Origin of the sequence: Sorangium sp. So ce406 (assembly GCF_051474675.1) — a bacterium.
Lineage (GTDB): Bacteria > Myxococcota_A > Polyangia > Polyangiales > Polyangiaceae > Sorangium > Sorangium cellulosum_G.
Window position 1 is genome coordinate 11,129,593 of sequence record NZ_CP150340.1, and the last position, 24,948, is coordinate 11,154,540.

The window sequence follows — 24,948 nt, forward strand, 5'->3', positions numbered from 1 at the left end:
TCCAACCCTCTCCGTGGTGGTGAGCTCACCCATTGCGCGCGTCGGCGCGCCGACGAGAGCCCGACGAGCTGGGCGCAGGTGTCGCGGCGAAGCGCCGTGCGACGCGTGGCGCCATGGGGTGCGTCACGACGTGCTCGGCGTGGGAGAGACGCTCGCTCACGTCCTGTCCTCGTGGCCTCGCGGCCCGGTCAGCGCTCATGATGTGACACGGGGTGAGCGCGCCGGCCGCGTCCAGCGGCGACGAGGCGCGCATCGAATGCATCGCTCGGGCCGCTCTGGAGCGGCTTCTGGCCGGGCGTGCCGGATCGGTTACGCTTCGGTCCCCTCGCCCTCCGCAGAGCCCGCCATGCGTTTTCTCATCATCTCGGTGATCATCCTCCTCGTCGTCGGCCCCATGGGCGTGTACGTGCACCGGCGCGCCTCCCGGCTGCTCGGCCTGGGGCCTCGCGCCCGGCGCGCGCTCTCCTTTCTGCTCGCGGCCGGGCTCATCGCCATGACCCTCTCGCGGCTCGGGCGCGGCGCGCTGCCCGACGGCGTGCTCCGCGCGATGGGGCTCGGGGGCAGCACCATCTCGCTCGCCGTCCTGATCTCCGCGGTCCTGCTCGCCGTCGTCGATCTCGGGCGGCTGATCGCGCGGCTCGGGCGCGCCGCGCTCGCGCGCGCCACCGCGGCCCCGCGCGCCGCCGACCTGGCCGGCCGCCCCGCGGACGCAGCGGCACGCGCGGAGGGCGGCGCCGCGGGAGAGCCCGTCGCGCCGGCCGAGCCCCTCGCGCCGGCCGAGCCCCTCGCGCCGACCGCCCGGCCCGCTGCGCCGCCGAGCGCGCCGCCGAGCGCGCCGCCCGCGCTCCCCCGCCGCGCGTTTCTCGCGAATGGGGCCGCGGGCTCGGCGTTCCTCATCGGCGGCGGCAGCGCGGTGTACGGCGCGCTGGTCGGGCGGCACGACTACGTCATCGAGGAGATCGCCATTCCGATACCGGGGCTGCCGCGCAGCCTGGACGGCTTCTCGATCGTGCAGCTCTCGGACATCCACCTCGGGCTGTTCGTGGGTGAGCCCGAGATGCGCGCCGCCGAGGATCTCGTGCGCAAGGCGCGCGGCGATCTGATCGTGATGACGGGCGATCTCATCGATTTCGATCCGAGGTACGCCGAGCACCTCGGGCGGCTCACGCGGCGGCTCGGCCCGCTGGCCCGCGAGGGGGTCGCGGCGATCCCCGGCAACCACGACCATTTCGCCGGCATCGACGCGACGCTCGACGCGCTCGAGCGCGGCGGCGCCCACGTGCTGCAGAACCGGGGGCGCGTCATCGGGGGGGCCGGCGGCGCGTTCGCGCTGCTCGGCGTCGACGACGTGTGGGCGCGGCGTCGGGTGCCCGCCGGCGGCCCCGACCTCGGCCGGGCGCTCGCCGATGTGCCGCGCGACCTGCCGCGCGTGCTGCTCTGTCACAACCCCGTGTTCTTCCCGGAGGCGGCCGGCGAGGTGGCCTTGCAGATCAGCGGCCATACGCACGGCGGCCAGGTCAACCTGGTCGTCCGGCCCGCCGACGTGGTGCTCCCTCACGGCTACGTCGCCGGGCTCTACCAGCGCGGCAGCGCGCATCTCTACATCAACCGCGGCTTCGGCACTGCCGGCCCGCCCGCGCGCATCGGCGCGCCCCCCGAGGTGAGCCGCATCGTGCTCGTGGCGGCCTAGGCGCTGCCTGGCGCCAGCGTGGCGCTCGGCACGACGGGTGGGGGGAACATCCCCCTTCCCCTCCATCAAGCTCCCACGAGCGCTCGCGCTCGCGAAGGTTCTCCCTGTATTTCAGGATAGGGCCTCTGCTCCGCTTCTTGATTCTCGCGCTCCTGGTGTTCAGGTTCCGAGTCGCGATGAGCGTGACGAGCCGACGAGCACTGCCGATCTGCGGCCCGCGAGGGGCGCTCCTCCTCGGGGTCGCGCTCGCGATCGGCGCCGGTGGGTGCGCGCCCGCGCCGCTCGCCGCGCCGGTGGGCCGCAGCGACGCGTCGCTGGACGCGCCGGAGGATCGCCCCGCGCCCGCGCCTCCGCCGCCAGCGCCGGCCGAGCAGGGAGCGTTCGTCGACCTCGAGGTCCCCGGCTTCGGGCCCGCGGTGGTCGTGCCGCCGAGCGGCGACGGGCCGCGGCCCGTGATCGTGGTGGCGCACGGCGCCGGCGATCGGCCCGAGTGGCACTGCGACGTCTGGCGCGCGATGGTGCGGGGCGCCGGGTTCATCCTCTGCCCGCGCGGCAAGCCCATCGACGCGCGGGTGCCGGACGGGATCTTCTACTACCCGGATCATCGCGCGCTGAGCCGCGAGGTCGCCGCGGCCGTCTCGGCCCTGTCGCGGCGCTTCGGGGATCGGGTGGATCTCCGCGAGCCCGTCTATGCGGGGTTCTCGCAGGGGGCGATCATGGGCGCGCTGCTCTTGCCCGGGCACCCCGCGCGCTTCGCGCGCGCGGCGCTGATCGAGGGTGGTTATGGCGGCTTCGGCGAGTGGACGCTGGGCACCGCCCGGCGCTTTCGCGGCGCCGGGGGGGCGCGGGTGCTGCTCGCGTGCGGCCGGGCCGACTGCGCGGCCAAGGCGCGCGAGACACAGGCGGTGCTCGAGCGCGGCGGCTTGACCGCGCGCGTCCTCCACGCCGAGGGCGCGGGCCACACCTACGGCGGTCGGATGGAGCGCGCGCTCCACGAGGCGTACCCGTGGATCGTCGAGGGCGATCCCCGGTGGCTCGGCGGCGGCGGCGGGGCGGCGGCGGCCGCGGCCGTGCCCTCCCCGGGCGCCGACGGCGCGCGCTCGGCCCCGGGCGCCGACGGCGGCCGATCAGGCGGACGCGGCGGCGATGCTGCGCGCGCGCTCGGCGAGCCCCTGCACGACCGAGTGGAAGCTCCGGAGCTGCCTCACCTTGCCCGGGCCGAAGCGGCGCTCGATCGCGCGCCGGAGGGCCGGCACCCTGGCGGTGCCGCCGGTGCAGCACACGACGTCGACGTCGTCGAACGACATCCCCGCGTCCTGCACGGTGTGGTCGAGGGCGCGGAGGATGGCGTCGACCTGCCGCTCGCTCGCGGTCTCGAAGTCCTCCCGCGCGATGGGCTCGCGGATGTGCATTGACGGGTAGTCGAAGCGGAACTCCGTCGCTGCCTCGCCGGACAGCGCGCACTTGCTGCGCTCGATCTCCTCGAACACCCGGAAGGCGAGCGAGTCCTCGACGAGGCAGAGCAGGTTATCCATGCGCTGTCGGTCCTCGGGCCCGAGGGACCACGCCTTCACGTCGCGGAGGAAGGCGAGCACGTCGCGGTGCTGGAGCACGGTCATGTCGGCCGGCGAGCAGAGCTTCTCGGCGATGGGCCGGGGCATGGTCAGCAGGTTCGAGCCGAGCGGGACGCGGTAGGTGACCTCTGCGCCGAAGTGGCGCGCGATCTTGTGCCGCATGAGGCTCCCGTCGAGCGCGTCCCCGGCGATCGACACGCCGCCGAGCGAGAGCACGTCGGACGGCGCGAACCCTTCCCGGCGCATCCGCACGATCGTGTAATCGGACGTCCCGCCCCCGAAATCGGCCACGAGGACGACGCCCCCGCGGTCGAGCTCCAGCTGGAAATCGTGCGCGGCGGCGACCGGCTCGGGGCAAAAGAAGATCTCGCGAAACCCGGCGATGCGCGCCGCCCGCTCGAGCCGCTCCTCGGCCAGCCGATCGTCCGCCGGGTCGGTCGAGAACTTCGCCGGCCTGCCCAGCACGACGCGCGCGACGTCCGCCTCGAAATATCGGTTCGCCTGATCGCGCATCTCCTTGAGGAACCGGCCGATCAGGTCCTCGATGGTCACGACCCGGTGCCCGATCTGGGTGCCGGAGAAGCTCCGGTCCGGGAGGTATTTCTTGATCGAGCGGATGAAGCGCCCTTGCATCCCGTTCGCGACGAAATCGGTGATCGCCGCTGCGCCGCACGAGAACCGCTGTTGCCCGAAGAAGAGCAGGCTCCGGAGGACGGTCGGGTCTGCCGCCGCGCCGTCGAGCGGGATGGGCGGGCAGGTCGCCTCCGCGCTGGCCGCCGAGAGCAGCGAGTTGGAGGTACCGAAATCGACGGCATACATCTCAGGCCTGAATCGTGCGGACATGCTCTCGCCTCCTCATGGGTGCTTCGCGGGCCCGGAGTTCTCGCCGATTCAACCACCTATTTACAAGCTGTCGAATGCATGAGAAAATACTGACGGGCTCGCGGGATGAGCGGATTTCGCCCAATCCACCCCCACCGTAGGCCCCCGTGGAGGGGGCTCGTCGCGCGGGGTGGCGACGGGCTGTTGTCTGAGCGCAAATGACGTCGTGTGTCCGGCGTGCGCAGCACGACGGGCACACGACGTCCCACGCGAGTTCAGCCCGTCGCTGCCCCGCGCGACGAGCCCCCTCCACGGGGGCCGGGCTAGGAAACGCGCGTCACCCGCCGCAGCGCCACGATGAGCGCCACCAGCGCGATCAGGGTCGGCAGCCCCACGACGCCCACGTTGATCCAGCCGAGCCAGTCGTTCGGTGCGAGCCACGCCGCGGGGATCGGCAGCGCGAACGCGTTGTAGGCGGCGGCGCAGAGCGCGAGCACGCCGCACGAGATGAACAGCCACACCAGCGTGGCCAGCAGGCCCTTGCCGAGGCGCTCCATGGCCGGCGCGCTCCGCCAGCGGCCGACGAGCACCCGGATCGTGCCGATGAAGGCGAAGAGCGAGAGCGCCCCCGCGGCCGCCCCGGCGATGAGGAGCTCGGTCTCGTCGAGCGCCCGCCGCTCGGTGATGCCGTAGATCATCCGCAGGACCATCGCGGCGCTGGTGAAGACGGCCGCGCCCGCCGCGAGGCTCACCGCGATCGACAACAGCACCGCGACCGGCCGCGCGCGCCGCGCCCTGCGCGTCACGTCGTCCGCGGTCTGCCCCTGGGCGTTGGGGATGACGACGGTGGCCACCTCGTCGTTCGGCGCGCCCTCGGTCACCGCCGTGGGCAGCGCGAGCGCGCGCGCAGGGTTGAGCGGGTCCTGCATGTCGAAGTCCGCGAGCAGGCGATCGAGCTCCTGGGCGGACGGCGGCCGGTCCTCGCGCGCGCGGGCCATGGCGCGCTGGATGAGCGCCTCGAGCCCTTCCGGGATGGTCCTGTCGATGTCGCGCGGGCGCCGCGGATCCTCGGTGAGCAGGCGGATCATGACCCGGGTCGGCTCCTCGTCGGGGAACGGCCGATCGCCCGTCAGCATGCGGTACAGCACCGCGCCCACCGCGTAGATGTCCGCGCGCGAGTCGACCTCGGCGGAGCCGCGCGCCTGCTCCGGCGCCATGTACTGCGGCGTGCCGACCACCGAGCCCGTGCGGGTGAGGTCGGCGCCGTCGAGCACCTTGGCGACACCGAAATCGAGGATCTTCACGTGGATGCTGCCGCCCTCGCGCCGCACGAGGAACAGGTTCGACGGCTTGAGGTCGCGGTGGACGACGCCGGTCGCGTGGGCCGCGGCCAGGCCTCGGCACACCTGGCGCGAGATGGTGATGGCGGTCGGGAGCGGCAGCTTGCCGACCTGGTCGAGGAGGCTGCCGAGGTCCTCGCCCTTGAGCAGCTCGGTCACCATGCACGGGCGGCCGTCCTTGAGGCGCACGACGTCCACGACGTCGATCACGTGCTCGTTGCCGACGCGCGCGATCGTCTGGGCCTCGCGCTCGAAGCGCGCCATCGCCTCCCGGTGGCTGGCGAAGTGCTCGTGGGGCACCTTGACGGCGAAGCGCTTCGGCAGGCGGATGTGCTCGGCGACGTAGACGCGGCCCATGCCGCCCGCGCCGATCACGCCGGTGATGCAGAAGCTGCCCGCGAGCAGCTCGCCGACCATCGGGTCGGTCGCGGTGACGCCCTGGAGCTCCAGCGCCGTCGCGTCGATCGGGCAGACGAGGAAGTCGAGCGGGTACCGGACCCCGCACGCGGGGCAGCGTCGGGTGGGTCTCTCCGGGGGTGCCTGCCGCGCCTGGTCCGGGTCGGCGTGCCTGGCTAGCTCGACCATCGACGGCGAGTCTAGGACGAGATGCGGGTCCGAGGGAGACGGATCGGCCGCGCCCGCCTGCGGCGCGCGGTGCCCGCCGGCCGCGTCGCGCAGCGCCCGTGGGCGTCACGCAGGCCCGTCGGCGTCCCATGGGCGCGGCGACGTTCGGCGGAACCTGCCGACATCCGCCGCCATTCACCGACACCGCCGTCGCGTCACGCGGCGCCGACCGGCGTCACGCGGGGATGTCCGTGAGCGTCGGATCCGCGCGTGCACGACGCGCTCCGGGATCCGCTCGGGGCCGAAGCGGGCCAGTTGTTCACGAAAGCGAATGTCCCCGAGGAGCGTGGGGCCGAGCGGGCCGGCTTCAGCGAGTCACCGGTACGGGAGAACGGGAATCCCTTGAATGGGTGGTGAGTTGCGCGCCCTCGGCGCGCGACCGCACGGAGTCGAGCGGCACGCTGGCCGGGAGACGAGCTCTGGCGGCGCCGATCGCTGCCCGAGAAATTGAATGACGCGCGCGTGCCCTGCGGTAGGTTAACTCACCTGAGGCCCGCGTCCTCGTGAATGGCAGCCGAGGGATCGGGGCCTCGGAGGCTGAGGCAGGCAGCCTCTGCTCTTCCAGAGCAGTGCGTTCCCTCCCGCTCGACCAAGGAGATCAGGATGAAGAACCACGCGACGCACGAGGATCATGCGCACGACCACGGCAAGACGTGCGGACACCAGGCGATCCGCCACGGCGACCACGTCGACTACCTGCATGATGGCCACTTGCATCATGAGCATGAGGGCCATTTTGACGAGCACGTCCTCTCGGTGGACGACGCGAATCCCGCGCAGTGCACCCCGAGCCACGCGTGCTCGGGACATGACGTGAAGCACAAGCACGGACAGGGCTGCGGGCACCCCGCCGTCCCCCACGGAGACCACGTGGACTTCCTCGTCGACGGCCACCTGCACCACCCGCACAGCGGGCACTGCGACCATCACGGCGACGTGCAGGTGATGGCGTAGCGTTCAGGCCAGGGCGTCGAGCGTCAGGACGACGCGCGGCGAGGTCCCGGGCGGCGACCGGTGGACTGCGCCGCGGTCCCGGTTGCCTGGCCAGGCCTCGCCCTTGAGCAGCCCGACGTCGAACGGCGCCATCCGGCGGAGGCGCGCGCCGGCGCGCAGCACGCCCGAGCGCTCGTCGGGGACGCCGTTCGCGCGGTGTCCGAGCCGGTCCCGGCGGACGGCCGCGTGCTCGGCCCACTCCGTCCCGGGCCCGACATAGGTCGTCACCAGGCGGACGGTGACCATGTCCGCGTGGAGACGGGGACACATGGGCGTCGTGAGCCGCGCGAGCCGCACGCCGACCCGCGGGCAGCCGGTGAGATCCGCGAAGAGCGAACTCAGCCCGCGCACGTCGTGAAGGAAGGCGTCACGGCCGGGCGAAGGGGGCGCTCCCGCGGCCAGCGCCGCGAGGTCGGGCGCGGCGGGATCGACGAGCAGCGCCTCGGAGAGCGGCTGCGGCAGGAGCCGCTCGCGGACGAAGCCCTCGACGTCGGCGTCGATGCGTCGCCGCAGCACGCACACGCTCACCTCGGGTGACGCGAGCTCGGCCAGATCGGCGAGCTCCGTCACGATGCGCGTCGAGCTGCCCGGCTCCGCGCGCGGAGATGCGAGATCTCCGGGATCCTCAGCGTTCGTTGTCGTCATCATATCGTGTTCGTCTCCGTGTGCGCCGCGGCCTGAGCCGCCATGCCGCGACGAAACCTCACGGGCCATGATGCCACAGGGCGCGCCGTTGATGCAATCAAGTTGCATGAACGGCCACGCCGATGTAATGGTGCGGTGTCCGGCCCGCACGGCGCTCCGCTGCGCGGAGCACGGCCTGACATCAAGCGTCGGCAAGCGTCGACGCGCGCCGACAAGGAGAGCACCTCGTGCGCGATATCATCAAGCTCGTCTCGTCTGCTGGAACTGGTTACTGCTATCACACGACGAAGAACAAGCGGACGATGGCGGAGAAAATGCAGATGAAGAAATACGATCCGATCGCCCGCAAACACGTGGTCTTCACGGAAGGGAAGATATCGAAGGCGGGCGGCAAGTAGGCGCGACACGGAGGGTGGGCCCGTCGTGCTGCGGCGGGCCTCACGCCGGCCTCACGCAGGGCTGAGTGGCTGCTCGGTCTCGGCCTCGCTCTCCACCTCTTCTGCCTGCTCCCACGCCGGGAAAGGGTCGTCGAGTCGGCTCCAGCCGGAGGGCCCCGCGGCCATCTCGTCCTGGGTCAGCAAGCAGGCGTCGAGGCCGCGCGTGAGCTCGTCTCGGGCCATGTCGACGCCGATGAAGACGATCTCCTGCCGCCGGTCGCCCCAGGTCGGATGCCACGCGGCGTCGAGCGCGCCGCGCTCCTCCTCGTCCTCCGGCCACTGCTCCTCGGGCAGGGCCGCGTACCAGCGTCCCGCCGCCTCGAACGACGCCGCGCCGCCCGCCTGCGACCAGGCGCCGGTGGTGTCCATGCGGGTCGCGAGCCAGAAGAACCCCTTGGAGCGGAGCACTCCATCCCACGCGGTCGCGCCGTGGAGGAAGGCCCAGAGCCGCTCCGGGTGCATCGGGCGGTCTGCGCGGTAGACGAAGCTCTCGATCCCGTACTCCTCGGTCTCGGGCACGTGCTCGCCGCGCAGCTCCCTCATCCAGCCGGGCGAGCGCGCCGCCTCTTCGAAATCGAAGAGCCCCGTGCCGAGGATCTCGCGCGGATCGACCTGGCCGCGACAGGCCCTGATCACCCGGGCGCCGGGGTTCAGGTGCTGGAGCATCGCGGTGAGCCGCTCGACCTCGTCCTCGCCGACGAGATCCGTCTTGTTGAGCACGAGCACGTTCGCGAACTCGACCTGCTCGACGAGCAGATCGGCGACCGTGCGCTCGTCGTCGTCGTCCAGCGCGGCCCGGCGCGCCCGGAGCTCGTCGGCGCTCGTCCAGTCCGCGAGGAACCGCTGCGCGTCGACCACGGTGACGAGCGTGTCGAGCCGGGCGAGCTCCGAGAGGCTCTTGCCCGTCGCTGGGTCGGCGAAGGTGAACGTCTCGGCCACGGGGAGCGGCTCCGAGATGCCCGTCGACTCGATGAGCAGGTAGTCGAATCGCCCCTCCCCGGCCAGGCGGGCCACCTCGACCAGCAGGTCTTCCCGGAGGGTGCAGCAGATGCACCCGTTCGACATCTCGACGAGCTTCTCCTCGACGCGGCGGAGCGCCGCGCCCCCACCCCGGACGAGCGCCGCGTCGACGTTGACCTCGCTCATGTCGTTGACGATCACGGCGACGCGCAGCGCGTCGCGGTTCGCGAGGACGTGGTTGAGCAGCGTGGTCTTGCCGGCGCCCAGAAAGCCGGACAGCACGGTCACAGGGAGCTTTGTAGTCACAAAGAGGCCTCTCTCGGCGCGCGTCCGCAGCGCGAGCGTGCCACACTATGGCAATCAAAAATCAATTGCAACACAATTGCGATTTTAACGCTCGCTCGCCGCCGCGTCGGGCGGCGAAGGCCGGTGGCCAGGGCGCTCCGGCGAACGGGAGCCTGGAGGGCGGACTCGCCCGCTCGACTCTCCGGCCCCGAGGGCAACGCGGCCGGGCCTGGCCGGCGGAGCGTTCAGCGGCTAAACAAGGGTCCTCGTGACCTCGACCCTCCTTGCCTTCTGCGGCGCCGCGCTGGTGCTGGCCATGATCCCGGGGCCGAGCACCGCCGTCATCGTGCGGCAGGCCCTGCGCGGCGGGCCCCGCTCCGCGCTCGCGACCATCGCCGCGAACGAGGTGGGGCTCCTCTTCTGGGCCCTCGTCGCGGCGCTCGGGGCCTCTGCGCTCGTCGAGGCCTCCGAGGTCGCCTACCACGCGCTCCGCCTCGCCGGCGCGGCCGTCCTCATCGTGCTCGGCGTTCAGTCCATCCTCGGGCGGCGTCGCGCCGGCAACGGCGACGCGGGGTCGGCGGCCCAGGAACCCGCTGCCGGCGGCTGGAGCGCCTTCCGCATCGGCCTGCTCACCATCCTGGCGAACCCCAAGGCGGCCGTGTTCGCGGCCTCGTTCCTGCCGCAGTTCGTGCCGACCGGTGCGCCGATGATGTCGGCGCTGCTCGTCCTCTCGCTGGTGTGGGTCGCCGTGGACACCGCCTGGTACCTGGCGCTCGTCTTGCTCCTCGGCCGGCTCCAGGCCGCCATGACCGGCGGTCGCGCGCGCCGGACGCTCGAGGCGCTCTCCGGCGTGGTCCTCGTGGCGCTCGGCGTGCGGATGGTCCTGGAGCGTCCCTGAGGAGCGAGAGCTCCCGGGATCACATCTCCTCGAGCTCCTTGCCCTTCGTCTCGGGGATGAAGGCGACGACGAACACCAGCGAGGCCGCCGCCGCGGCGGCGTAGAGCCCATAGGCGATGCCCAGGCCGGCCACCTTGAGCAGGGGGAAGGTCGCGCTCACGAGGAAGTTCGCCAGCCATTGCGCGGCGGCCGCGATCGAGAGGGCGAGGGCGCGGATGCGGTTCTCGAACATCTCGCCGAGCAGCACCCAGGTCACCGGGCCCCAGGACGCCCCGAAGCAGAAGACATAGAGGTTGGCCGCGAGCAGCGCGACGGGGCCGGCAGCGCCCCTCAGGACGGGGTTGCCCGCGGCGTCCTCGCCCGCGGCGCCGAACACGGCCGCCATGGTGCCGAGCGTCAGCGCCATGCCGATGGAACCCGCGATGAGCAGCGGCCTGCGCCCGAGGCGGTCGACGGTCGCGATGGCGACGAAGGTGGTCGCGATGTTCGTGACGCCGGTGATGACCGTGATGGCGAGGGAGCTTCGCTCGGAGAACCCGACCGCCTGCCAGAGGACGCTCGAGTAATAGAAGATGACGTTGATGCCCACGAGCTGCTGAAACACCGAGAGGCCGATGCCGATCCAGACGATGCGGAGCAGCCCGGAGCGACCCCGCAGGTCCGCGAGCCTCGGCCGTCGCTCGGACGAGAGCGTCCTCTGGATGTCGGCGAGCTTCGCCTCGGCGGCCGCGCCGACGACGCCGCGGAGCACGACGAGCGCCTCGGTCACGCGCCCCCTCGCCGCGAGGTGGCGCGGAGACTCGGGGATCAGCAGCGCGCCGAGCCCGTAGAGGAGCGCCGGCGGGATGGCGCTCCAGAACATCCATCGCCAGGCGCGGGCTCCGAGCCAGAACGGGCTCGCCGCCGAGCCCGCGGACGTCGCGATGGCGTAATCGCTGAGCAGGGCGACGAAGATGCCGACGACGATCGCGAGCTGCTGGAGCGATCCGAGGCGGCCGCGGAGGTGAGCCGGCGCGATCTCCGCGATGTACGCTGGAGCGACGACGCTCGCCGCGCCGATGGCCACGCCGCCGAGCACCCTCCACGCGCTGAAGTCCCAGGGCGAGACCGCCGCCCCCGAGCCCGCCGCGCTGACGACGAAGAGCAGGGACGTCACGAGCATCGTGCGCGTCCGGCCGTGGCGGTCGGCCAGCCTGCCTGCGAACACCGCGCCGGCGGCCGCGCCGAGCAGCGCGGAGGACACGGACAGGCCCACCGTGACCGCCTGCGCGGCGAACATCCTCTCCAGCGCGCCGACAGCGCCGTTGATCACGGCGGTGTCGAAGCCGAACAGGAAGCCGCCCAGCGCGGCGACGGACGCGATGAGGGCGATCCGCGCGGTGGAGACGTGCTCCTCACCGCGTCCATCGCCTTGCTGTGCCGTGGGAGCTCGCATGAGACCGAGAAACCACGCGAGCGCGCCGCTACCCGACCGACGTCGGACCGATGACGGCGGCAGACGACGGGGATGGGGGGCTGCTCTGCGTCTCGGCGGTGATGAGCAGCTCGAAGCTGGCATGCGGCACGGTCGTCTCGACCAGCGCGCCGTTTCGCCTGTCGGGATCGTAGTCGAGCACTCCGACCCGTCGCCACGGGGTCTCGGAGCCCGGGCGCTGCCAGACGACGAAGCGCTCTCTGCCAGCCTCGATCCGCGCGGGCGGCGGGAGGTGAACGACGTCGACCGCCAGCCGTGTGGTCGCGGCGTCGGCGTCGATATCGGCGGTGATGCGCGCGTCGGCGCCGGGCGCGAGCTGCGTGCCATGAACGGTTTGCGCGCTCGGGCCGCCGCAGCCGGCGAGCGCCGCGCTCGCGAGAAGGCCGAGCGTGAGCCCTATCCGGCAGCCGACCCGTCGTCCCGTGTCCACCAGCTTCATATCGCCACCTCGATCGCCATCCTGCTTCACGGCGGCCCCGCCGCCGCTCTCGGGCATCGAATCCGGGCTGGGCGGCACCGCGGCTGCTCGGTCACGTCGTCGTGTTCCGGCAAGCATCGTGCCGGGGTGGGATATGGATCATCGGGTGGCGGTGCCACGAGGACATGCACGACGCGCGGCCTGCACTCCGGCCTGCCGCGGCCTCGGTTGACGTCGTGATGTCACCATCGGGATCAGGCGCGGGGCGGCCTCGACGCGCCGGACGCGCCGGCACCACAGGCCCGGTCGCGTGCTTCCCGATCCAGCCGGTGCGCAGCACGCCCGGCTCGACGCGCATCAGGCGAAGAACGCGCTGATCAGCACGATCGCCTGCACGGACCGAGAGCGACGATCCGCGGCGGAGCCGGGAGCTCCGTGCGGGAGGCCCGCAGAGTCCTGGCCGGGCGACGTGTCACGCCAGATTACCGACCGAGCTGGTCAGTCCGCTCGACGATCCGTCCACGAATCGTCGGGCGGAGCAGCTCGGTCTCGATGAGGATCGCGAGATCCTCAGCGTATCCTTGGTGGGCCATGAAGGACTTGAACCTTCAGCCAATGGATTAAGAGTCCACTGCTCTACCAATTGAGCTAATGGCCCGGATGGATTGTCAATCAACCGAATCTGGAACAGATCCCCGGAGTCTCGCCGGATCGCTTGAGTCGCCCGTTGAGCCCGGCACGCCCGGCCTGATTCGAACAGGCGACTTTCGGATTCGAAGTCCGACGCTCTATCCAGCTGAGCTACGGGCGCTCCTGCGGTCCCCTCGGCGGGGCACGCGGAACGCTTCTAACCGCACGGGACCGGTTGTGTCAAGGCGTTGAAGACATACGGCGCGCAATTCTCAGGCCGCCCCCCTCCGTTGAGCTCGGACGGACGCGTTTCAGGACCGCCCGCACGGCATCGCCGGCGTCGCGCGCCGTCACCCGCCGCCACCCGCGCCGCGGGCCGGGCGCCCCTTCCGCGCGGTACCTGCGGCCGTGCCTGGCGGCCGCGCCTGGCCGGTGGCCGGATTGCGAAAGAATTTCTCTGCGCGCGGTGCCGCAGGGTAGGGTCCGCCCCGCCATGCCGCTGCTTCGTCCGCTCTCTCGCCGCCTCTTCGCCTCGCGCGGCCCGGTCGCCGCGCTCCTGCTCGCGCTCTCGGTCGCAGCGCCGGCCGTCGGCGCCCCGGCGAGCGCGGAGCCGGTCGGGGCGGAGCAGCAGCCGGCCGCCGGCAAGAGCGCGCACGGCAAGCGCCGCGCGGCGCGGAGCTCGGCCGGCGCCGAGAGCGAAGCGCGGGCGGCGCGGCGCGAGGGCGCGAAGGCCCCGGAGCGCGCGGCCAAGAAGCGCGCCGCGAAGCGGGACGAGGCCTTCCGCGCGAAGCGCGGCGGCACCGCCGCCGAGGCCGACGAGCCCAGGCTCCTGTCGAAGGGCGCTCCCAACCGGGGGCGGCTGACGGGCGCCGTGCGGCTCCGGTCGTCGCGGCACCTCAAGGTGCGCGAGGGCGCCAGGACCTGGGGGCTGCCCGTGCTCGTGAAGGCCCTCCGGCGCGCCGCCTTCCAGGTCGCCAAGAAGCACGGCGACTCCGCGCTGCTCGTCGGAGATCTCTCGGCCAGAGCGGGCGGCGCGCTCGACGGGCACAACTCCCACCAGACGGGGCGCGACGCCGACGTCGGCTTCTACGTCGTGAACTCGAAGGGCAAGACGCTGCGCACGGAGCGGTTCGTGGCGTTCGACGACAGGGGCAACGCCATCGGCCTCCCCGGGGCGCGGTTCGACGACATGCGCAACTGGGCGCTCGTCGAGGCGCTGCTCCAGGACCGGCAGGCCGGGGTCAAGTACCTGTTCGTGACCGACGCGCTGAGGGCGCGGCTGCTCGCCTACGCCGCGAAGAAGCGCGTGCCGGCGGAGATGCGAGCCCGGGCCGCGGCCGCGATGATGAGCCCCAGGGACGCCGACCTGCACAACGATCACTTCCACATCCGCGTGGCGTGCCCCGCGTCGATGCGCGGCGCCTGCGTCGAGGAGTCGGTGGCCCGACCCGGGTGCGCCACAGGCGAGCCGAAGAAGGCGCGCGGCGCCGCGGCGCTCGCGTCTTCGGAGGACGTCTACGCGGAGGACGCGGCCGCGCCGGCGACCCCGGCCAGCTCGCCCGCGGCGGGCGCGGCCGCGCAGGCAGACGCCCCCCGCTGAGGTCCGGCCGCGCTCAGGCCGCCGGCGCGGCCCCGGGCGGCGCCGCGCCGTCCGCGAGCTCCACCACGACCGGCGCGTGATCCGACGGGCGCTGGAGCTCCCGCGGGCGCGTGTCGATCGCGACGTCCGTGCAGCGCGCCGCGAGCGGGCGCGTCACCAGCGCGAGGTCGATGCGGAGGCCCTTGTTCCGCCGGAACGCGCCCATCCGGTAGTCCCACCAGCTATAGGCGGCCTTGCCCGGGTGGCAGGCGCGAAACGCGTCCACGAGCCCCCACTCCATCAGGCGCCCCAGCGCGGCCCGCTCGTCCGGATGGAAGAGCACCTGCCCTTCCCACTTCTTCGGCTCGGCGACGTCGATCGGCTCGGGCGCGACGTTGAAGTCGCCGCAGATCAGGAGCTGTTGATCGGGGCTGTAGCGCGCCTCGAGCTCGCTCCGCAGCCGCCCGAGCCACGCGAGCTTGTACGCGAAGGCCGGCGTGCCCACCGCCTGGCCGTTCGGCACGTAGACGTTGATGATCCGGACCCCCTCGACCGTGGCCGCCAGCATGCGCCGGGCGACGTCCTCCTCGTCGCCGTCGAGGCCCTTCTTCACGTCGTCGATCGAGAGGCCGAAGCGCGCGGCGATCGCGACGCCGTTGTAGGTCTTCTGGCCGAAGACGATCGAGCGATAGCCCACCTCGGAGAGCGCGGCCTCGGGGAAGCTCCCGTCCTCGACCTTGGTCTCCTGCAGGCAGACGACATCGGGCGCGGCGCGGACCAGCCAGCTCGTGAGCTGCTCGAGCCGCGTGCGGATGGAGTTCACGTTCCAGGACGCGATGCGCATAGGTCCGCTCACCGATAGTGGAGGGAGCCCAGGGCGAAAAGCCTGGATCGCGGCCGCGCGCCCCCTGCCGGAGATTCCCCTACAGGGCGGACCGGATCACCTCGAAGAGGCCCTCCGGGTCGTCGACGTGCAGCCAGTGCCCGGCGGCCTTCAGCACGTGGACCGAGACCCAGGGCGCGCGCGCCGCGAGCGCCTCGAAGCGGGCGCGCGACGCTGGCGAGATCGACGCCGACCTGCCGCCGAGCACCACGTGGACGTGTCGCTCCTCGGCGCCGGCGCCGGTCGACACCGGCGGGTCCTCCAGGACGTGCCAGAGATCGCGGGCGAAGTAGTCGGTGAGCAGCGCGTTCAGGGCGTCCAGGTCGAGGCGGATGCGGAAGCCGTCGCCCTCGCGGCGGACGTTCATCGCCAGCCACTCCGCGATGCCGCGGCTGAAGCCGGCGGCCTGCACCGCCTCCAGGAACGCCTCGCGCGACGCGATCGGCTGCGGGATCGCGCGGAGCAGATCGAGGACGCCGGGGCTCTCCGAGCCGCTCTCGCCGGCGGAGCTGGCGCTCGGATCGGCGTCGAGGATGAAGCCGCGCTCGAGCCCCTCGGGACGGCGCTCGAGGTACGCGAGCGCGACCTTGCCGCCGAACGAGTGGCCCATGACGCCGCGAACGTCGAGGCCGAGGCGGTCGCCGAGCCGGAGCAGGTCGTCGGCCGCCGCCGCGATGGTGTGCGGCGCGGGCGGGCCCTGCGACATGCCGTGGGCTCGCAGGTCGACCAGGATGAAGCCCCACGGCCGCGCCGCAGCGCCGGCGGTCTGCGCCTCGACGAGGCGCCGGACGAAGGTGCGCCAGTTGGCGCCCGAGCCGAAGATGCCGTGCAGCACGAGCATCCAGCGGGTGGGCGGCGTCGAGGGCGCGGAGACGAGGGCGTGGTGGGGCACGAAGCCGTCGTGTGCGTTCATGGCTCTCCGGGCCGCGCGAGCGCGCGACCTGCGCCTAGCGCTAGCATGGACCCATGGCCAAGAAGCCCCCGATCACGCCGTCGCGCGCCGACACCGCGGAGGACCAGGTCACCCGGCCGGCGAAGCCCGAGCGCTTCCACGGCGCGACGCTCGCCGGGGCCGACTTCGATGACGCCGACCTGCGCGGCGCCCGCTTCCACAACGTCGCCCTCGCCCGGGCCGACTTCGATGACGTCGACCTGCGCGGCGCCCGCCTCCACAACGTCACGCTCGCCGAGGCCGGCTTCGATGACGTCGACCTGCGCGGCGCCCGTCTCCACAACGTCGCGCTCACCGAGGCCGAGCTCGATGACGTCGACCTGCGCGGCGCCCGCCTCCACAACGCGACCCTCGCCGGCGCGTCGATCGACGACACGTCGCTCGCCCGCGCCCGCATCGACGACGCCGACGCCGCGTCGACCCGCTGGTCCGACGTGAGCCTGCGCGGGGCCCGCATCGAAGGATCGGACCTGCGTGACGTCGAGATCGTCGGCTGCACGATCGATGGGCTCACCATCGACGGCGTGCGCGTCGATCGCCTGCTCGCAGAGGCGAAGGGACGATCGAGCGCGCGTCCGTCGCCGGAGACGACGCCGGAGCGATCGCAGCCGAAGAAGAAGAAGTCGAGGCGCCCCGCTCCCGGGAAATGAGAGGGCAGCGCCTCGCGCGCGATCGGGGCCGGATTACGCCTCGATCAGCCCGGTTCGCACCGCGATGCGGGTCAGCTCGACCGCGCTCTTGCACCCGAGCTTCGCGTAGATACGCACGCGGTGGGTCTCCACCGTCTTCGGGCTGATCGTGAGCCGCGCGGCCGTCTCGCGCGTCGACACGCCGGCCGCGAGCAGCCGCAGGACCTGACGCTCGCGCGGCGTCAGCGCGTCGAGGCCGCCAGAGCCCTCGCTCGCCGGCTTGCGCATCGCGCGCACGACGGCGCCCGCGATGCTCGAGGACAGCGGCGCGCCGCCCGTCGCGATTCGACGGATGCCCTCGATGACCTCCTCGAGCTTCGACGTCTTCACGAGGTAGCCCTGCGCGCCCGCGCGCAGCGCCTCGGCGACGCGGAACTCGTCGTCATAGCCGCTCAGCACGAGGAGCTTCGCCTGCGGTAGCTGCGCTCTCAGGGCTCCGAGGAGCTCGATGCCGTCCCGGTCGGGGATGTTGAGATCGACGAGCACGACGTCGGGCTTGCAGCTCGCCGTCTCGCGCAAGGCATCGGCCGCCGTCCCAGCCTGGCCCACGACGACCATGTCGGGCTCATCCGAGAGCGCTCGAGCGAAGCCTTCGCGAACGACCGGATGATCGTCGATGAGGTAGATGTGCAGCTTGCTAGCAGGGGTTTCCGCCATGATGACCACAGGGGGATTGGGATGTCCTTCGGACCACAATTCGATACCCATGAGCAGTACAAGTCAAGCTGCTCAGGTCGTCCTGGGAGGAACCTTACAGGGGTATCAGGTGCTCAACGATCTGCAAGCAGCGGCGCGGCGGCAAGCCCAATTGATAAGGAAAACTCCGTCCTGAGCGAGTTTCGGGGCTCGGTGGAGATCTGCGGCGTGGGAGGTATGACGCTTCGCTCCGCCTCCGCGCGAGCCTCCACCGATGCCGCCACGGCGGCCGTCTGGTATCCTTCGCACGCTTGATGCGCCGAAAAGGCCCGCGATCGAGGGAAGTTGGATGAGCTCGCCGGGCTTTTCCCCGAGCCTGACCGGCGCCTCCCCGCTCGGGGGCGCGGAGATCTTCGTCGTCGATGACGATCCGGCGCTGGTCGACTCGCTGATCGACCTGCTCTCCGATGAAGGGTACCGCGTCCAGGGATTCACGCGCCCGCAGGAGGCGCTCGACCGCCTCGCCCGCGGGGCCAGGCCCCGGGCGGTGCTGCTCGACTATGTGATGCCCGAGATGACCGGCGAGGAGTTCCTGACGGCGCTCGCCGCCGCGGGCGTCGACGTGCCCGTCCTCCTGCTCTCCGGCGTGAGCGAGCCCAGCATCCGAGGTCCCGTGGCCGGCGTGCTCGCGAAGCCGTTCGACGTCGACAGGCTCCTCGTGGTGCTCGACCGGCTGATCCGCGCCGTGCGCTGATCCGCGTCGTGCAGCACGAGCGCGCCGTGCATCGCGAGCGCGCCGCCGCCCGCGCTGATCCCGACCTGCACAGGCGCGGCGGCACGGTCCTCGCGTAAACCGCCCGGGCGGAAGCCCAGGATGGGCGGAAGCTGAGGAAGGGGGGAAGCCGAGGATGTCGTCGCTCCCAGACAGCGCGCCCATGCCAGACACCGCGCCTTTCCTGATGCGAGGCGGGTCGAGCAGCCCCGCCGCCGCGAGCGCGCCGGCCGCGATCAGGCTGCCCGCCGAGCTGCACCACCGCTTCCGCTTCGTCGCGATCGACGGGGGGCTCGTCGCGCAGGCGGGCGACCGCGCCGCGCCGCTGATCGACGCGCTGCTCGCGATGGGCGCGCGCGTCGCCGTCCTCGCCGCCGCCGAGGCCGTGCCCGACCTCGCGCGGCGGCTCGGGCGCCGCGGGCGAGCCGAGGGGCGCAGGCGGCTCTTCGTCGGCGCGCTCGGGGCGGCGGAGCTCCACGGCTTCGATCGCCGCGGCGACGCGGTCCCGCTCGTCGCCCGCGCGGCGCCGGACGGCCGCTCCGCGCTCGCGGAGCTGCTCGCGCGCGTCGTCGCGCCGCTCCGCATCGAGCCGCGCGATCGGCTCGCGATCTCGGCCGACCCGGGCGGCGGCGCGCCGGCGGCGTACGCGGGCGGGCTCCGCGACGCGCCGGAGCTCGCGGGCGCGGTCCACGCGGCCGCCAGCGCGCAGCGGCTCTGCGACATCCTCGCGCTCCAGCGCGAGCTCGACCTGGAGCTCGGCCCCCACGCGGCGCCGCGCGACGCCGCGTGGGTCATCGACGAGCCGGGGTTCGACGTCGCGCGCGAGCACGAGATCGAGTCGCTGCTCGCGATCGCCAACGGCTACCTCGGGTCGCGCGCGTCGCTCGCGGAGGGATCGAGCGTGTCGCGGCCGGCGACGTTCATCGCGGGCGCGTTCGAGCCCTCGGCCGACGTGAGCCGCGTCCCGGAGCTCGTCATCGCCCCCGACTGGGGCCGGCTCAGCGTCGTCATCGAGGGCGAGCCGTTCTCCGCGGAGACGAGCGGCGTGCTCCACCACCGGCGCGAGCTCGACATGCGGCGCGGCGTGCTGCTGCGCGACTGCCTGCGGTGCGGCGAGGGAGGACACCTCGCGCGCCTGCACACGCTCCACGCCGCCTCGCTCGCGGACCGCCACGTCCTGATGGAGGCGGTCAGCGTCGCCCCGCTGAACTTCACCGGGACGATCCGCGTCGACGCGATCCTGAGCGGCGACGTGAAGAGCGCGAGCGGCGCGGCGCACTGGAAGCGCTTCGCGGCGGACGCGAGCGCGCGGAGCCTGATCCTCGTCGGGCGCACGCACGGCGGGCTCGTCACCGCGATGACGTCGCACCTGCGGGTGCTCCCGGATCAGGCCGCGGAGGGCGCGCCCCCGCCCGAGGCCGCGGAGGGCGCGCCCCCGCCCGAGGCCGCGGAGGGCGCGCGGTGCGCGCGCACGTCCGACGCGCGCTCGATCGCCGAGCGCTGCGAGGTGAGCGTCCGCGTCGCCGAGCGGCGCCGCCTCTTCCGCACGACGACGCTGCACACCTCGCGCGACACCCCCGCGCCGCGCCAGGCGGGGGAGGCGCTCCAGGCGGAGCTCTCGGCCCGCACCATGGACGACCTGCTCGGCGAGCACGCAAGGGCGTGGGCGGAGCGCTGGCGCCGCGCGGACGTCGAGATCGACGGCGCCCCGAAGATCGAGCGGGCGCTCCGCTTCGCCCTGTACCACCTCATCGGCTCCGCGAACCCCGAGGATCCGCGCTGCTCCGTCGGCGCGCGCGGGCTCAGCGGCGAGGCGTACCGCGGCCACGTCTTCTGGGACACCGACATCTTCCTCGTCCCCTTCTACGCGCACTGCTACCCCGAGGCCGCGCGCGCGCTCCTCCTGTACCGGCACCGCACGCTGCCGGGCGCGCGCCGCAAGGCGCGGGCGCTCGGCTACGAGGGCGCGCTCTACGCGTGGGAGTCGGCGGACACGGGCGACGAGACGACGCCGCCGCTCGTGATCACGCCGTTCGGCGAGGTGACCCGGGTGCTCTCCGGCGAGCAGGAGCACCACATCAGCGCCGACGTCGCCTACGCGGCGCACGCCTACGGCCGCGCGACCGGCGACCTCGACTTCGCGCGCGGCGAGGGCGCCGAGGTCCTGATCGAGACGGCGCGCTTCTGGGCGAGCCGCGTCGAGCTCGGGCCGGACGGCCGCGCCCACATCCGGCGGGTGATCGGGCCGGACGAGTACCACGAGGGCGTGGACGACAACGCCTTCACGAACTGGATGGCGCGGTACAACCTCCGCGCCGCCGCGGCGACGGTCCGGCGCGGCGAGGCGCGGGGCGACGTGCTCGCGCGGCTCGACCTCCGCCCCGAGGAGGCCGACCGCTGGTGCGACGTCGCGGACCGCATCGCCCTCGGGATCGATCCGGAGACGGGCCTCATCGAGCAGTTCGCGGGCTACTTCCGCCTCGCGCCGTTCTCGATCGCCGACCACGCCGTGCGCAGCGCGCCGATCGACGCGCTGCTCGGGCGCGAGCGGACGCAGGGCTGCCAGGTCGTGAAGCAGGCCGACGTCGTGCAGCTCGTCGCGCTCCTCTGGAGCGCGGTGCCCGCGCGCGCGCGGCGCGACAACTTCCTCTACTACGAGCCGCGCACCGCGCACGGCAGCTCGCTGAGCCCGGGCGCCCACGCGCTCGTCGCCGCCCGGCTCGACCTCCACGCCCTCGCCGAGCGCTACTTCGACCAGACCGCCGAGATCGACCTCGGCAACACGATGGGCAACGCCGCGGGCGGCGTCCACATCGCCGCGATGGGCAGCCTCTGGCAGGCCGTCGCGTTCGGCGTCGCCGGCATCACGCGCGTGCCGCGCAGCGAGCGCCCGGACGGGCCGGGGCGCGCGCCGCTTCCCCCGACCGACGACGAGGCGATCGGGATCGAGCCGCACCTCTTGCCAGGGTGGCGGCACCTCAAGATCCCGATCTCCTGGCGGGGCCGCGCGCTCGAGATCCACGTGGAAGACGGCGCGGTGGAGGTCGCGCTCGAGGGCAGCGCGCCCCTGACGATCTGCGCGCTCGACGCGGGCGCGCCCGCCTGCGCCCTGGTGGCCGAGCCGGGCCGCCGCTACGTGGCGCGGCGGGCCGGCGGACGGTTCCACCCCTGGGAGGAGGTGACGACATGGTGAGCGCCGCGCGCAACGGGTCTCCCGGCGGACGGGGAGCGCTGTCCGGATCGGTCTCCGAGCTCGAGCCGCCCCATCCGGCGCACGAGGACGACGAGCCCTCGCCGATGAGCGGCGTGCGGAACAGGAACGTGCTCGTCGCCCTCCACGGGCGCCGCGTCCACCTCGGCGCCGTCGAGCTCGGGCGGCTCATCGCCGGCGCGCTGCGAGCGCCGCTGCACGGGCTCGTCGTGTCCTCGGAGCCGATCGAGCCGATCGACGTGCCCGCCCACCTCGGGGTCGACCCGGAGGCGCTGCACGGCGTGGTGCTGCACGTCGACGCGAGCGACGATCTCCCCGGCGCGCTCGCCTCCGCGACGGAGCGCCGCGACGCCGCCTTCGTCGTCGTGGCCTCCGAGCCGGAGGAGCTCACGGACAACCCCCTCGGCGTCGGCTGCCTCGCCGCGCGCGCCCTCGAGGCCGCCGCGTGCGGCGTCGTCGTGATCGGCCCCGCGCACCGGCCGGCGACCCGGCTCCGGCGCATCCTGCTGCCGCTCGACGGCACCCCCAGCACGGCCGCCGCGATCACCCCCGTCGGGGAGCTCGCCCGCACCCTCGGCGCCGAGCTCGACATCGTGATGGTCGGCGGCGCCTCGCCGCGCGACGACGCGGAGGACGCGCCGCCCGTCTCGACGCCGGCGCCCTCCGAGCCGGGCGCGATGGTGGCGCCCCTCTACGTCGACCAGCCCCAGCACGAGTGGCCGGCGTTCACCGAGGAGTTCCTGGGCCGGTTCCTGAGCGCGATCGGCCACTGCCCCCACGACGTCTCCACGCGGTTCTTCCTCGGCAAGGGCGCGCCGGCGGCGGAGATCCTGCGCCTCGCCGGCGAGCTGGCGAGCGATCTCGTGGTGCTGGTCTGGCACGGCCAGGTCGCCGACCGGCACGGCGGCGTCTTCCGGGACGTGCTCTGCGGCGCCCCGTGCCCGGTCATGGTCCTGCGGCGGTAGACCGCGCTCGCCGGCGCGGATCGGCGCCGCGGCGCGGTGCCCGGCGCGCTCCACGCCAACGGGCGGCGAAAGGCGCTATCGTGCGCCGCCATATGGTCGCCCGGAAGCTGCCCGCCAGCGAGTGCCGCAAGATCGTCGAGCCCGAGAGCTTCCGCTTCTCCACGACGGACGAGGTCGCCCCGCTGTCCGCGGGCATCGGCTCGCAGGAGCGCGCCCTCGCCGCGCTCGCCTTCGGCCTCGACATCCGCCAGCCCCGCTTTCACGTCGTCGTCGTCGGCGCGCCGGGCACGGGCCGCACGTTCTGCGCGCGCGCCGTCGCGAAGCGCATCGCCGCGAGCCGCCCCACGCCCGACGACATCCTCCTCCTGCCGAACCCCCACCGCCCGAGCGAGCCGACGGTCCTCTCGCTCCCCCCGGGCGAGGGACGCCCCTTCGTCGAGGCGATGGAGGAGCTCCACGAGAAGCTCGTCGACGCGCTGCGAGGCGCCACCGAGGGCGAGCGCTTCAAGCAGGCGCGCGGCAAGATCCAGCGCCGCGTCAACGCCGAGGAGCGGCGGCTCGAGGAGCAGCTCAAGGCCGCCGCGCGCGAGCTCGGCCTCGACCTCGTCCGCGGCGAGGACGAGGTGCAGATCACCTCGCTCGAAGACTCCTCGAGCGCGCCGGACGGCGAGGCCCTGCTCGCCGTCGCCGGGTCCATCGAGGAGTTCGAGATGCGGCTCGCCACGGTGCAGGACGAGGCCGACGTCGAGCTGCGCAGCGTCGTGAAGCAGCTCCTCAGCGACGGCGTGAAGGGCTGCTTCCAGCCCGTCCTCGCGCGCTTCGAGGGGCGCGACGACATCAGCGCCTTCCTCGCGGACGTCGAGACCGTCGTCTCGAAGGAGTTCCGCCTGCTCGTCGACGAGGCGCGCGGCGAGGAGGGCGGCGCCACGCTCCCGCGCGGCGTCGTCGTCCCGACGCTGCTCACCGAGCACACGCCCGACTCCGGCGCCCCCGTCGTCGAGGTCCCCTACCCCACGCTGAGCGCCCTGTTCGGCCGCACGCACGCGCCGCCCGACTCCGGCTTCCCCCCGGAGCCCGGCTTCGCCGTCGCGGGCGCGCTGCACGAGGCGGCCGGCGGCTTCCTCATCCTGCCCGCGGGCGCGCTCCTCAAGAACGAGGCGCTCTACGAGCAGCTCAAGGCCTGCCTGCTCGCTGGCAAGTTCATCGTGCCCGAGCACAACCCGTCGTACTTCCGCGGCACCGCCGAGGAGCTGCTCTTCCCGCCGATCCCGATCGACGTGAAGGTCGTCCTCGTCACGAACCCGCAGCTCTACCAGGACCTGCACGACGCCGATCCGGAGTTCTCGCAGCTCTTCAAGGTGCAGGCGCGCTTCGAGACGACGATCTCGCTCGATCAGGCGTTCCTCACGTACCCGGCGTTCCTCGCCGGCTTCGCGCACGATCGCGGCCTGCCGCCGATCACGGCCGACGGCGTGACCGCGCTCCTCTTCCACGGCGGGCGCCTCGCCGAGAGCCAGACCAAGGTGAGCGCCCAGGTCGGGCTCATCGCCGAGGTCGCGACCGAGGCCGGCTACCGCGCCCAGCGCCGCGGCCGCAAGGTCGTCGACGGCGCCGAGGTCAACGAGGCGCTCGAGTCGGCGCGCCGCCGCGGCAGCCATTTCCGCGACCACGTCCACGAGATGCTCTCCGACGGGACGATCCGCATCGACGTGACCGGCCGCCACGTCGGGCAGGTCAACGCGATCTCGGTCCTGTCCGACGGCCCTCAGACGTTCGGCCGCCCCTGCCGGGTGACGGCGGTCGTCTACCCGGGCCTCGAGGGCCCGGTGAACATCGCGCGCGAGGTCGAGATGTCCGGCCCGCTCCACAGCAAGGGCGTGCTCGTCCTCACGGGCTTCCTCGCCGCCCGCTTCGCCCAGCGCCGCCCGCTCTCGTTCGGCGCCTCGCTCGTCTTCGAGCAGACCTACGAGCCCATCGAGGGCGACAGCGCCTCCTCCAGCGAGCTCTACGCCCTCCTGTCGGCGCTCTCCGGCGTCCCGATCCGGCAGGAGCTCGCCGCGACGGGCAGCATCGATCAGCAGGGGAGCATCCAGCCCGTGGGCGGCATCAACGAGAAGATCGAGGCCTTCTTCGACCTGTGCGCCGCCAAGGGCCTGACGGGCGAGCAGGGGGTGCTGATCCCGAGCGCCAACCGCGACGCGCTCATGCTGCGGGGCGATGTGGTCACCGCGATCGAGGCCGGCCGCTTCCACGTCTTCGAGGTGAGCTCGGTGGAAGAGGGCATCGAGATCATCACCGGCGTCCCGGCGGGCGTCGCGGACGCGGACGGCAGGTATCCGGAAGGGACCGTATTCCACGCGGCGGACCAGCGGCTCGATCGCTTTTACCAGGCGATCGCCGACACGATGAGAGGGGGGACGGGCGCGGATCCTCGGAGCATGCTCAGGGGTCGCTGAGGAGGGTCGATCCCC

General features: G+C 73.1%; 19 protein-coding genes, 2 tRNA genes and 1 pseudogene. 10 read left to right on the plus strand and 12 right to left on the minus strand.

The window, feature by feature from the left end:
• Window positions 1-346 precede the first annotated feature (346 nt).
• Complete coding sequence (locus WME96_RS41875) at window positions 347-1,690, plus strand: metallophosphoesterase (RefSeq protein WP_437287125.1); 1,344 nt, start codon at window positions 347-349, stop codon at window positions 1,688-1,690.
• A gap of 1,127 nt (window positions 1,691-2,817) precedes the next feature.
• On the opposite strand, the gene WME96_RS41880 is transcribed toward WME96_RS41875, so the two are convergent.
• The 3 genes and pseudogenes from WME96_RS41880 to WME96_RS41890 all read right to left on the minus strand — a co-directional run.
• Entirely contained in the window at window positions 2,818-4,107 is a 1,290-nt protein-coding gene (locus WME96_RS41880) for an Hsp70 family protein (protein WP_437287126.1), read from the minus strand.
• Window positions 4,108-4,409: 302 nt separating this feature from the next.
• On the minus strand, window positions 4,410-6,011 hold the full coding sequence (locus WME96_RS41885; protein WP_437287127.1) for a serine/threonine-protein kinase: 1,602 nt from the start codon (window positions 6,009-6,011) through the stop codon (window positions 4,410-4,412).
• Between the two features lie 243 nt (window positions 6,012-6,254).
• Window positions 6,255-6,483 (minus strand): annotated as a pseudogene (locus WME96_RS41890) (catalase); the annotation flags it as partial.
• A 170-nt stretch (window positions 6,484-6,653) separates the two neighbouring features.
• Between WME96_RS41890 and WME96_RS41895 the strand changes: the two are divergent.
• Window positions 6,654-7,004: a hypothetical protein gene (locus tag WME96_RS41895; protein WP_437287128.1), complete on the plus strand. Its 351-nt coding sequence runs from the start codon at window positions 6,654-6,656 to the stop codon at window positions 7,002-7,004.
• A gap of 3 nt (window positions 7,005-7,007) precedes the next feature.
• Here WME96_RS41895 and WME96_RS41900 read toward each other — a convergent pair whose 3' ends face one another.
• Entirely contained in the window at window positions 7,008-7,691 is a 684-nt protein-coding gene (locus tag WME96_RS41900) for a DUF1826 domain-containing protein (RefSeq protein WP_437287129.1), read from the minus strand.
• A gap of 224 nt (window positions 7,692-7,915) precedes the next feature.
• Here WME96_RS41900 and rpmG point away from each other — a divergent pair, with 224 nt between their 5' ends.
• Window positions 7,916-8,086 carry a 50S ribosomal protein L33 gene (gene rpmG, locus WME96_RS41905; RefSeq protein WP_437287130.1) on the plus strand — a complete coding sequence of 57 codons (171 nt, stop codon included), beginning with the start codon at window positions 7,916-7,918 and terminating at the stop codon, window positions 8,084-8,086.
• Window positions 8,087-8,137: 51 nt separating this feature from the next.
• On the opposite strand, the gene zigA is transcribed toward rpmG, so the two are convergent.
• Entirely contained in the window at window positions 8,138-9,391 is a 1,254-nt protein-coding gene (gene zigA / locus WME96_RS41910; RefSeq protein ID WP_437287131.1) for a zinc metallochaperone GTPase ZigA, read from the minus strand.
• A 247-nt stretch (window positions 9,392-9,638) separates the two neighbouring features.
• Between zigA and WME96_RS41915 the strand changes: the two genes are divergently transcribed.
• The gene (locus WME96_RS41915; protein ID WP_437287132.1) at window positions 9,639-10,268 is read left to right on the plus strand and encodes a LysE family translocator; all 630 of its coding nucleotides are present in this window, start codon (window positions 9,639-9,641) and stop codon (window positions 10,266-10,268) included.
• A gap of 19 nt (window positions 10,269-10,287) precedes the next feature.
• Here WME96_RS41915 and WME96_RS41920 read toward each other — a convergent pair whose 3' ends face one another.
• The 4 genes from WME96_RS41920 to WME96_RS41935 all read right to left on the minus strand — a co-directional run bounded on the left by WME96_RS41920 (window position 10,288) and on the right by WME96_RS41935 (window position 12,971).
• Window positions 10,288-11,703 carry a sugar porter family MFS transporter gene (locus tag WME96_RS41920; RefSeq protein ID WP_437287133.1) on the minus strand — a complete coding sequence of 472 codons (1,416 nt, stop codon included), beginning with the start codon at window positions 11,701-11,703 and terminating at the stop codon, window positions 10,288-10,290.
• Between the two features lie 28 nt (window positions 11,704-11,731).
• A complete protein-coding gene (locus tag WME96_RS41925; RefSeq protein WP_437287134.1) occupies window positions 11,732-12,181 on the minus strand; it encodes a hypothetical protein in 450 nt (149 codons plus the stop codon).
• Between the two features lie 561 nt (window positions 12,182-12,742).
• A tRNA-Lys gene (locus tag WME96_RS41930) sits at window positions 12,743-12,818 on the minus strand.
• A gap of 79 nt (window positions 12,819-12,897) precedes the next feature.
• A tRNA-Arg gene (locus WME96_RS41935) sits at window positions 12,898-12,971 on the minus strand.
• Window positions 12,972-13,283: 312 nt separating this feature from the next.
• Between WME96_RS41935 and WME96_RS41940 the strand changes: the two genes are divergently transcribed.
• The gene (locus WME96_RS41940; RefSeq protein WP_437287135.1) at window positions 13,284-14,390 is read left to right on the plus strand and encodes a penicillin-insensitive murein endopeptidase; all 1,107 of its coding nucleotides are present in this window, start codon (window positions 13,284-13,286) and stop codon (window positions 14,388-14,390) included.
• A gap of 13 nt (window positions 14,391-14,403) precedes the next feature.
• On the opposite strand, the gene xth is transcribed toward WME96_RS41940, so the two are convergent.
• Together xth and WME96_RS41950 are read right to left on the minus strand one after the other, a co-directional pair.
• On the minus strand, window positions 14,404-15,213 hold the full coding sequence (xth, locus tag WME96_RS41945; protein ID WP_434043864.1) for an exodeoxyribonuclease III: 810 nt from the start codon (window positions 15,211-15,213) through the stop codon (window positions 14,404-14,406).
• A gap of 79 nt (window positions 15,214-15,292) precedes the next feature.
• Complete coding sequence (locus WME96_RS41950) at window positions 15,293-16,165, minus strand: alpha/beta fold hydrolase (RefSeq protein ID WP_437287136.1); 873 nt, start codon at window positions 16,163-16,165, stop codon at window positions 15,293-15,295.
• Window positions 16,166-16,218: 53 nt separating this feature from the next.
• Between WME96_RS41950 and WME96_RS41955 the strand changes: the two genes are divergently transcribed.
• Window positions 16,219-16,854 (plus strand): pentapeptide repeat-containing protein, encoded by a 636-nt coding sequence (locus tag WME96_RS41955; RefSeq protein WP_437287137.1) that lies wholly within the window; start codon window positions 16,219-16,221, stop codon window positions 16,852-16,854.
• 33 nt (window positions 16,855-16,887) lie between these two features.
• Here the strand turns inward: WME96_RS41955 and WME96_RS41960 are convergent, their stop codons facing one another.
• Complete coding sequence (locus WME96_RS41960) at window positions 16,888-17,550, minus strand: response regulator (RefSeq protein ID WP_044970202.1); 663 nt, start codon at window positions 17,548-17,550, stop codon at window positions 16,888-16,890.
• 328 nt (window positions 17,551-17,878) lie between these two features.
• On the opposite strand from WME96_RS41960, the gene WME96_RS41965 reads away from it, so the two are divergent.
• From WME96_RS41965 to WME96_RS41980, 4 genes are all read left to right on the plus strand, one after another.
• Window positions 17,879-18,283, plus strand: a complete 405-nt coding sequence (locus WME96_RS41965; protein WP_437287138.1) for a response regulator — start codon at window positions 17,879-17,881, stop codon at window positions 18,281-18,283.
• A gap of 154 nt (window positions 18,284-18,437) precedes the next feature.
• A complete protein-coding gene (locus WME96_RS41970; protein WP_437287139.1) occupies window positions 18,438-21,494 on the plus strand; it encodes a glycoside hydrolase family 65 protein in 3,057 nt (1,018 codons plus the stop codon).
• Complete coding sequence (locus WME96_RS41975) at window positions 21,488-22,477, plus strand: universal stress protein (protein WP_437287140.1); 990 nt, start codon at window positions 21,488-21,490, stop codon at window positions 22,475-22,477. The genes WME96_RS41970 and WME96_RS41975 overlap by 7 nt, the downstream gene beginning before the upstream one ends.
• Before the next feature lie 80 nt (window positions 22,478-22,557).
• A complete protein-coding gene (locus WME96_RS41980) occupies window positions 22,558-24,933 on the plus strand; it encodes an AAA family ATPase (RefSeq protein ID WP_437287141.1) in 2,376 nt (791 codons plus the stop codon).
• The last annotated feature ends 15 nt before the right edge of the window (window positions 24,934-24,948 follow it).

Coding starts and splice junctions, on each gene's coding strand:
- WME96_RS41875 (WP_437287125.1), top strand. CDS start 347: ATGCGTTTTCTCATCATCTCGGTGATCATCCTCCTCGTCGTCGGCCCC.
- WME96_RS41880 (WP_437287126.1), bottom strand. CDS start 4,107: ATGTCCGCACGATTCAGGCCTGAGATGTATGCCGTCGATTTCGGTACC.
- WME96_RS41885 (WP_437287127.1), bottom strand. CDS start 6,011: ATGGTCGAGCTAGCCAGGCACGCCGACCCGGACCAGGCGCGGCAGGCA.
- WME96_RS41895 (WP_437287128.1), top strand. CDS start 6,654: ATGAAGAACCACGCGACGCACGAGGATCATGCGCACGACCACGGCAAG.
- WME96_RS41900 (WP_437287129.1), bottom strand. CDS start 7,691: ATGATGACGACAACGAACGCTGAGGATCCCGGAGATCTCGCATCTCCG.
- WME96_RS41920 (WP_437287133.1), bottom strand. CDS start 11,703: ATGCGAGCTCCCACGGCACAGCAAGGCGATGGACGCGGTGAGGAGCAC.
- WME96_RS41925 (WP_437287134.1), bottom strand. CDS start 12,181: ATGAAGCTGGTGGACACGGGACGACGGGTCGGCTGCCGGATAGGGCTC.
- WME96_RS41940 (WP_437287135.1), top strand. CDS start 13,284: ATGCCGCTGCTTCGTCCGCTCTCTCGCCGCCTCTTCGCCTCGCGCGGC.
- xth (WP_434043864.1), bottom strand. CDS start 15,213: ATGCGCATCGCGTCCTGGAACGTGAACTCCATCCGCACGCGGCTCGAG.
- WME96_RS41950 (WP_437287136.1), bottom strand. CDS start 16,165: ATGAACGCACACGACGGCTTCGTGCCCCACCACGCCCTCGTCTCCGCG.
- WME96_RS41955 (WP_437287137.1), top strand. CDS start 16,219: ATGGCCAAGAAGCCCCCGATCACGCCGTCGCGCGCCGACACCGCGGAG.
- WME96_RS41960 (WP_044970202.1), bottom strand. CDS start 17,550: ATGGCGGAAACCCCTGCTAGCAAGCTGCACATCTACCTCATCGACGAT.
- WME96_RS41965 (WP_437287138.1), top strand. CDS start 17,879: ATGAGCTCGCCGGGCTTTTCCCCGAGCCTGACCGGCGCCTCCCCGCTC.
- WME96_RS41970 (WP_437287139.1), top strand. CDS start 18,438: ATGTCGTCGCTCCCAGACAGCGCGCCCATGCCAGACACCGCGCCTTTC.
- WME96_RS41975 (WP_437287140.1), top strand. CDS start 21,488: ATGGTGAGCGCCGCGCGCAACGGGTCTCCCGGCGGACGGGGAGCGCTG.